This window comes from Clostridium sp. DSM 8431, assembly GCF_900116755.1.
In the GTDB taxonomy this organism is placed as follows: Bacteria; Bacillota; Clostridia; order Clostridiales; family Clostridiaceae; genus Clostridium.
In genome coordinates this window covers 1-8,377 of sequence record NZ_FPBY01000145.1, presented here as the reverse complement: position 1 = coordinate 8,377, position 8,377 = coordinate 1, and the positions used below count along the sequence as shown (strand labels likewise).

Below are 8,377 nucleotides of genomic sequence, written 5' to 3'. Positions count from 1 at the left end.
TTAACAAAAGATTTTTTGCAAGTTTTACATAAATATCTTTGAGTTTCTTTATTCTTACCATTTTTAACTATGTATTTATTTTTACAATGAGGGCAAATTAATTCTGTTGTTTCTTTATTATTTGAAACATTAATTAAAATGCTGATATCTATTAATAATTTTCTTTTAGCTGCATTACTTAAAAGCTTTATATTTTCTAAAATTTTAAAATAGTTATCTAAACACAAATCAATCACTTCCTTATAATCATTTGTTTAGATACTTGCCTATTTTTATCACTTTTATTCACAATACAGCCTTTATAAAACTTAAAAATTCTTTTCTATATATTTATTGGGAACATTATCTGCAAGCCAAACTTTATCATTTCCTAAATAAAAATATATCCTAACGTAAAATATCTCTAACTTCCATAAGTATTTTACCTAGCATATTTTTACCTGTTCCCTTGCTTCCACATCCCCAATAGTAATCACCAGTAGTCTTTTCAATTAACTCCTCATTACCTGTTGATAAAAGCAGAGTTTTAGCATCTTCATTTGCTTTAAACTTTTCTAAAACAGCATTTCGCATTATATCATCTTTTACATCTTCCCAATCTTGTCTTAAAGGTTTATTTCTATCACGTCCCATATTAGCAGCTTCCATTGGAGATTCTGCTAATCTAACTTCTTCTTCAAAGTCAGTACCTTCAAACTTTTGTGATTGAAAATAATGTTCACTTGTCATAAAGTACTTTCCATTAATATAAAAACCATGCTTTGAAAAATTAGAAAAACAACCATACTCCTCATTTATTCTATAAAAATAAATTGCCATATTCTCCTCCTTAGTATTTGTAATTAATTTATTAGTTTTTCAAATATATCGATATTTTTACACAATTATAACTGTCTGTCTATATGATTTTTACATCACTTCTAAAGTAATTCATTAATTCTAGACTTGAAAGCAGATATATCCTATGAGAAAGCAAAAAATCCAACAGAAAATGTAACCTTAACTAAGGCTACATCTTCTATTAGATTTTATTTTACTTTACAAAAGCTTATTAAAACTACAAATAGCTCTTATAGGATAAATATTAAGCACTCTTAGAAATAGCTGTTGAGTAAATCTTTTCTATAAGACTTAAAGCTCCTTTATATCCAACATAGCTTCTATTTAATACAACTTCATAAGAAGCTGGGAATCCTATTTCTACTATATATCCTTTTAGTTCCTTTGCCACATCTCTTTCCCAGGTAGATCCAAATATTATAGGTGGTCTATGTCCAAAATCTGTTTCTTGTAAAATCTTATCAGCAGTATAACCATCTTCTATAAACTCTACTTCAACGGATACATCATCTGCTAAACGCTTGTATTCATCTTTTATTAAATCTCTATATTTTTCAGGAGCATTATCTGTTATTATCATTTTCTTAGGAATAAGTCCAAGCTGATTAACAACAAACTTGCTTACTGCTAAATTATATACAGATTCTCCTACTACAGCAAAGGCTGAAGGAAGTCCCCACCAATATTCAGCATAGAAATCTGCAAAGTTTTCAAGATAATAATAATATTCTTGTTCTTCCTTCTTTATAAATTCTTCTGCCTTAGTATTATCTATTCCTGCAAAATCAACGACCTTTCTTATAAAGGCTGCTGTTTCCTTTGCACCTATAGGCAATACAGGAATATGTAGGTAAGGCTGTTTATACTTTCTCTCTAAATATTTAGCTGTTTTAACTCCAAGCCATGGTGATATTACAAGATTAAATTCTGCGTTAGGAATAGACTTCCATTCTTCTACTCCCTTTGATTTATTACCAAAAAGAATATTTACTTTAAATCCAGCTCCTTCAAGTATTCTCTTAATTTCTTCTAAATCACCTCTCCAGAATGGGCTTTGATATGGAAGTTCAGTCCATACATTAATTAAACCTTTTTCCTTTATATCCTTATTAACAGCAAATTTATCTACATACTGATCAATTATAGCTTTTACTATTATCTCATGTCCTACAAAGTTATTACCTTTAAAACCTCCTGTTTCTGCAAAAACAATTGGTACATCTTGTTCTTGGAATTCACTTACAACAGAACCTATATCGTCACCAACTAGTTCTCCAATACATCCATTTAATACAACATAAAGTTCTGCATCCATAATTTTTAGAGATGATTTAATTAAATCTCTAAGTTTCTTTTCTCCTCCAAATACAACTTCCTTTTCAGTTAAGTTACAGCTAGGAGTTACAGAGCCTCCTGCATATCCTCCCCCTTGAAAACCATTATAGAAAGCTATACTTTCATACTGCTTGTCGCAGCATCCTGGACCAGAGTGAGTTATAGGCATGGCACCTTTAATTGCTACTACACTATGAAGAGCTCCTAAAGCACATCCATATCTTACCCCATTTATAGAATTTGTTTGTTTTATTACTTCTTCATTAACTGTCATAATCACTAATCCTCCTCATTATCTAAGTAATCTTCAATAAGCTCAGGATGTTTTGATAATATATAAGGATCATCCTGCTTTAGCCACCATTTCTTATAAGGAAGTTTTACATGTTCCTTTATATCTTCATGAAATTTCTTACGTGCCAAAATATCTAATATAGTTTCTCCAAGATTAATCATTCCATCATAACCAATAGCTATATGCTCATCTCCTAAAGGTGCTGCTGGAATTCCAAGCTTAGATGCTAAAGGTGCTAATCCATTATGTCTTATAAGCATAAAATCAGGCTTTAATTTCTTTAGTACACCATAAAGCTGAAATTGTTGTCTATTACTAACATTAAAGGATTTAATATCACCATAATTTTCAAGTAAATGTCCTAAAGAGTCCTGTCTCTTATCACCACTATCATATACAGGATCATGATGGAATACTGTTGCTCCATCAACTTCTACACCAAGTTCCCTTAAAACCTCTACTAACCCATGAGCATAAGCAGAACCAGTAGCTACATAGCCCTTAACACCTTTAAGTTTTTCTCTTAATTCTTCAAGTTTTGGAGCAATTCTTTTATGCTCTCTTTCTATAAATTCTTCAGCAAGAGTTTCTCTATGTGTAACTCTTCCTATTTCACGAATCCATTCATCAGTTCCATGGAAACCATATGGCATTGGTGCTTTAACCTCAGGAACTCCAAATTCTTGTTCTAGAGCTTGAGCCATGTAAGAAGAAAGAGTATAACAGAAACCTATAGTTGCAGCCGCTTCTGACATTTGTGCTAAATCATCTACACTAGCAAGATCTACAACATAATTTACTCTTAAATTAAGATTTTTAAGCATAGGAGTAAATACATCTGATCCCCATAAATTTATAACATTCACTAAGTCTTCCTGTTTCTTTTCAGGATTTCTTCTTACAATCTGTCTTAAAATACCATGCTGAGTAGCATCAAAGCCTGTACTCCAATGCTTAGATTTAAAGCCTTCACATTGAAGTGGAATAACAGGCACTCCTATTTTATCTTCCATTTTCTTTGCAATACTTTCTATATCTTCTCCAATAATACCAGTTGCACAAGAAGTTCCAATAAAAACTGCCTTAGGATTATATCTTTCATAAGCATCAAATATAGACTGTTCCAATTTTTTAGATGCACCAAATACCATATCACTTTCTAGTAAATTAGTATTTATAATTCTTATATTTTCAACTTTATGATTCCTCATGGATAAACCATTTCTATAAATTGAATTGTAAGGAACTTGTCCTGCTCCACAACCTATAGGTGAATGTTGAATAAGTACTGCATCACGAACATTACCAGCCTGACATTCAACCATCTGTTCACTACATACTGATCCTTGAGTAAAGGGACCTTTAACTTCACAAAGTCTGCATCCATCTTTATTACATTTGCATCCCTTAGCCCTTTCTTCATATTGAGATACTTTAGAAAGTTCTGAAGCACTACCAGTCCATCCTATAATAGTTCCAAGCCTTTGCTCTCTTTTTTCAACCTGTGATAAATCTAAATTAATTTTTTTTGCCATATCTACTATCCCTTTCTTAGTTTAATTTCGCTGTTAATATCCAAATAAATCTATTTAATTGAACAAAACTAACATTAAAACCTTGCAATTCAAAAATGTCCTTAAGTTCAGCTTTAGTAGCAGAAATTTCTTTTCTTAGCTCAGCAGCTAAAACTTTCTCTCCTCTATCATCAAGGTCTTTTAATATTTCTTCACGTATTTCTTCGCTTTCAAAGATAGTGTCTGCAATAACTACAGTACCTTTATTTTTTAGTTTCATTTTAAATAACTCAACTGCTTCCATTTTTTCTAAGGGTGTTAAATTATGAAATGCAAGAGAACTGATAATTGCATCAACAGAATTGTTATCAATAGGTAAGCCAAGAAATGTTCCACTTAAAAATTTAATATTAGGATACTTAGATGCAGCAATATTTCTAGTTTTTAAATTTGGTTCAATTCCTACAGAATCATAACCAAATTCATTAGCTATATTAGTTAAATTTCCAGTACCAGATCCTATATCAATAACTTTAGCTCCTTTAAATTTTGATATTTGTCTTACTGTTTCATTTAAAATTTCCTTATAGTTTTTAAATAATTCACTATATTCACCATCTTCCATTGCAACAACTTCATCATACTTTTCTGCATAATCATCAAATAAAGCATTAAATCTAAAATCGCTTAACTTCAAATTGAAATCATAAAGATTTTGACTAAAATATCTATCACTTCTATCTGGAAGCACAACTACTATATTAGTTTCACCCTTAGATTTATATGCTTGCTTAACAGCTGCTGCTACTGCCTCTCCTGATGATGATCCAACTAAGACACCTTCCTTTTTTGATAAAAGCCTTACATAATACATAGCTTCATCATCTTCAATTTTTTCAACTTCATCTACAATATCTCTATTAAAGACCTGTGGTATAAAGTGATTTCCTATGCCTTCTACCTTGTATGTTCCTGATTCACCTCCTCCTAAAATAGAACCATAGGGATCTGCTAGTACAATTTTTATATTTGGATTTTGTTCTTTTAAATACTCGGAAATTCCTGTAATAGTTCCTCCTGAACCTGCACCTGCAACTAAGATATCCACCTTTCCATCTAAAGCATCATAAATTTCCTTTCCAGTTTTTCTATGAGCATGAATATTGGCTTCATTATCAAACTGTCTTGCCATAAATGAATTTGGTATCTCTTTTAAAAGTTCATTAGCCTTTTTAACAGCTCCTTCAATACCTTCTTCAGATGGAGTTATAGTAAGTTCAGCTCCAAGGGCTCTCATTAAAGTTTGTTTTTCAACAGCAAACTTTTCAGGAATTACAACTTTTAATTTATATCCTTTTTCAAAAGCTGCCATAGCAAGTCCTATACCTGTATTACCTGCTGTAGCTTCAATTATTACATCTCCTTTTTTTAGCTCACCATTCTCTTCTGCTTCCTTTATAATTTCAAGTCCTACTCTATCTTTAATACTTCCTCCTGGATTTAAATATTCAAGCTTGGCAAATATATTTACCTTTTTATCTGGCGAAATATGATTAAGCTTTAAAAGAGGCGTATTACCTATAAGACTTCTAATATCATCAATATATTTCATAAAAATCACCTACCTTAAGCTCTTATTAAAAGCATTTTCAATATCTTCAATTAAATCATCACTATTTTCAATTCCCACTGATAATCTTAAAAGATTATCTACTATTCCAGTTTGTTGTCTTAATTCATAAGGAATAGCAGCATGAGTCATGCTGGCTGGATGGCAGATAAGAGATTCAACACCTCCTAAGCTTTCAGCTAAAGTTATTAATTTAAGAGATTTTACAAATTCTTTATAATCAACTTTACTATTTACAACAAAGGAAATCATTCCACCAAAACCTGAAGACTGCTTAACATGTGTATCATATCCCTTGGAGTCTTTAAGCCCTGGATAATATATTTTATCTACATATTGACTCTTTAAAAGATATTCTGCTATCTTTTTTGCATTTTCTTCATGCCTATCAAGTCTTACGCCTAAAGTTTTAATCCCCTGTAATAATATAAATGAATCAAAAGGTCCAAGAACTCCTCCAGTGGAATTTTGAATAAATTGAAGCTTATCATAAAGATCTTTTTCTTTTACAGCTAAAAGTCCAGCTACCACATTACTGTGTCCACCTAAATATTTAGTTGCACTATGAAGAACAATATCTGCACCGAAATTTAATGGTTTTTGAAAATATGGTGACATAAAAGTATTATCAACTATAGTTAATGCATCATATTCCTTTGCAAGTTTTGATACTTCTTCAATATCTGTAATATCCATCAAAGGGTTTGTAGGTGTTTCTATATATACAGCCTTTATCTTTTCTCTTTCTAAAATAGATTTTATATTGCTAATATCAGAAACATCTACTGTTTTATATTTAAGGTTAAAATTTTTAAATACCTTATCAATTACTCTAAAAGTACCTCCATAAAGGTTATCTGGAATTATTATTTTATCTCCACTTTTGAATAAAGATAATACTGCAGTTATTGCAGCCATACCACTTCCAAAAGCTAGTCCATATTCTCCATCTTCTAATAATGCTATAGTCTTCTCTAAGGCTTCTCTTGTTGGATTACCTGTTCTTGAATATTCGTATTTAAAATCTCCTAAAGCCTTTTGTTTATATGTTGATGTTTGATAAATAGGAACATTAACTGATCCTGTAAATTCATCTCCTTCAACTGCTCCATGTACTAATAATGATTCTATTTTCATAATTTACACCTCCTAAATTCCTTTAAATGCACTTTCAATATCTTCAATTAAATCTTCTATATTTTCTGTACCTATAGATAGTCTTATGGCATTCTTTGTAACTCCTGCCTTAAGCTGATCCTCATTAGATAACTGCTTATGAGTAGTTGATGCTGGATGAATAACTAAAGATTTAGAATCACCCACATTAGCTAGTAATGAGAATATTTCAAGATTATCTATAAACTTGCGAGCATTTTCTTCTCCTCCTTTAATTCCAAAAGAAAGAATAGCTCCAGCACCTTTTTCTAGATATTTTTGTGCTAAATCATAATATTTATTATTTTTTAATCCTGGATAGTTAACCCATTCTACATTTTCATTTTCGCTTAAATACTCAGCAATCTTTTTGGCATTTTCAACATGTCTCTCCATTCTTAAAGAAAGAGTTTCAAGTCCTTGTAAAAGTTGAAATGCATTAAAAGGACTAAGTGAAGCGCCTGTATCTCTTAAAATCTGAACTCTTGCTTTAGTAATATAGGCAGCTTCTTTGAAAGTTTTCGTAAAACTTACATTATTATAAGTAGGATCTTCTTCAACTAAAGATTTAAATTTATCATTTTGAGCCCAGTTAAATCGTCCACTATCAACTAAAATTCCTCCAATTACCGTTCCATGCCCTCCAATAAACTTAGTAGCAGAATGAACTACAATATCTGCTCCATGTTCAAAAGGTCTTAAAAGATATGGAGTAGCAAAAGTATTATCTACAATTAGTGGAATGCCATGTTTATGGGCAATATGGGAAACCGCTTTAATATCTATAACATTAATTTCTGGATTACCTATAGACTCTATATATATAGCCTTAGTATTTTCTGTAATTGCCTTTTCAAAATTACTTACATCATCACTATCTACAAAAGTAGTTTTAATTCCATACTTTGTTTTAAAAGTATTTTGAAAAAGATTATACGTTCCACCGTAAACTGTAGATGAAGAAACTATTTCATCTCCAGTACCAGCTAAAGTAATTATTGCTGCTGTAATTGCTGCTATTCCGCTTCCAAAGCCTACTGCATCAATACCTCCTTCAAGATCAGCAACTCTCTTTTCAAAAACAGTATTAGTTGGATTTCCTATTCTAGAATAAGTGTACCCCTCTCCCTCTAATCCAAATAGTTTTTCAGCTTCATCTGAAGAATCAAAAACGAAGGAGGTTGAAGCATATATAGGTACTGCTCTACTCTTTGTATCCTTATCTAGTCCTTGTCCTGAATGTAATTGTTTTGTTTCAAATCTATAATTTTTACTCATTATAATTCCCTCCCTTGTATAATCTAGTTGTAACATTTGATAGAAAACTATTTACTATTCTAACGAACATTACATGTCTAAATTGATATTAATTTTCTTATCTATTACTTTGCTTACGCCCCGATAGGGAAAATACGCATTTCATAATTTAAAATAGTTTTTTATTTAAATTCCAAAAGGAATCTAACCAAATTTAATATAGTTTAGTATAATACTCCTGAATAGAAGATAGATGTACCCCCCCTGGGAGGTTTTAAAGAACCTATACCCGTAAAAAAGCGTATCATTCCATCAGGTAGAATTCTATGTTTAGCTGGTTGGATTTCCCTT

General features: G+C 31.1%; 7 protein-coding genes and 1 pseudogene. All 8 read right to left on the bottom strand.

The annotated features are described in order from the left end of the window. On the bottom strand, window positions 1-227 hold a 227-nt coding region (locus BM384_RS18680), incomplete at its 3' end, for an IS1 family transposase (RefSeq protein ID WP_175537382.1). Between the two features lie 160 nt (window positions 228-387). After that, complete coding sequence (locus BM384_RS13125; RefSeq protein ID WP_090014279.1) at window positions 388-819, bottom strand: NADAR family protein; 432 nt, start codon at window positions 817-819, stop codon at window positions 388-390. A gap of 265 nt (window positions 820-1,084) precedes the next feature. After that, on the bottom strand, window positions 1,085-2,449 hold the full coding sequence (locus tag BM384_RS13120) for a nitrogenase component 1 (protein WP_090014277.1): 1,365 nt from the start codon (window positions 2,447-2,449) through the stop codon (window positions 1,085-1,087). Window positions 2,450-2,454: 5 nt separating this feature from the next. Then, window positions 2,455-4,005 carry a nitrogenase component 1 gene (locus BM384_RS13115; RefSeq protein WP_090014276.1) on the bottom strand — a complete coding sequence of 517 codons (1,551 nt, stop codon included), beginning with the start codon at window positions 4,003-4,005 and terminating at the stop codon, window positions 2,455-2,457. Between the two features lie 16 nt (window positions 4,006-4,021). Continuing rightward, window positions 4,022-4,609: a class I SAM-dependent methyltransferase gene (locus BM384_RS18675; protein WP_347455077.1), complete on the bottom strand. Its 588-nt coding sequence runs from the start codon at window positions 4,607-4,609 to the stop codon at window positions 4,022-4,024. Between the two features lie 81 nt (window positions 4,610-4,690). Next, window positions 4,691-5,596, bottom strand: a pseudogene (gene cysK, locus BM384_RS18670) (cysteine synthase A); the annotation flags it as partial. 9 nt (window positions 5,597-5,605) lie between these two features. Continuing rightward, window positions 5,606-6,751: a trans-sulfuration enzyme family protein gene (locus BM384_RS13105; RefSeq protein ID WP_090014272.1), complete on the bottom strand. Its 1,146-nt coding sequence runs from the start codon at window positions 6,749-6,751 to the stop codon at window positions 5,606-5,608. A 12-nt stretch (window positions 6,752-6,763) separates the two neighbouring features. Continuing rightward, window positions 6,764-8,047 carry an O-acetylhomoserine aminocarboxypropyltransferase/cysteine synthase family protein gene (locus BM384_RS13100; RefSeq protein WP_090014270.1) on the bottom strand — a complete coding sequence of 428 codons (1,284 nt, stop codon included), beginning with the start codon at window positions 8,045-8,047 and terminating at the stop codon, window positions 6,764-6,766. Between the last annotated feature and the right edge of the window lie 330 nt (window positions 8,048-8,377).

Excerpts from the sequence above, each read along its gene's own strand:
- BM384_RS13100 (WP_090014270.1), bottom strand. The coding sequence starts at position 8,047 with ATGAGTAAAAATTATAGATTTGAAACAAAACAATTACATTCAGGACAA.
- BM384_RS13105 (WP_090014272.1), bottom strand. The coding sequence starts at position 6,751 with ATGAAAATAGAATCATTATTAGTACATGGAGCAGTTGAAGGAGATGAA.
- BM384_RS13125 (WP_090014279.1), bottom strand. The coding sequence starts at position 819 with ATGGCAATTTATTTTTATAGAATAAATGAGGAGTATGGTTGTTTTTCT.
- BM384_RS13115 (WP_090014276.1), bottom strand. The coding sequence starts at position 4,005 with ATGGCAAAAAAAATTAATTTAGATTTATCACAGGTTGAAAAAAGAGAG.
- BM384_RS13120 (WP_090014277.1), bottom strand. The coding sequence starts at position 2,449 with ATGACAGTTAATGAAGAAGTAATAAAACAAACAAATTCTATAAATGGG.
- BM384_RS18675 (WP_347455077.1), bottom strand. The coding sequence starts at position 4,609 with ATGGAAGATGGTGAATATAGTGAATTATTTAAAAACTATAAGGAAATT.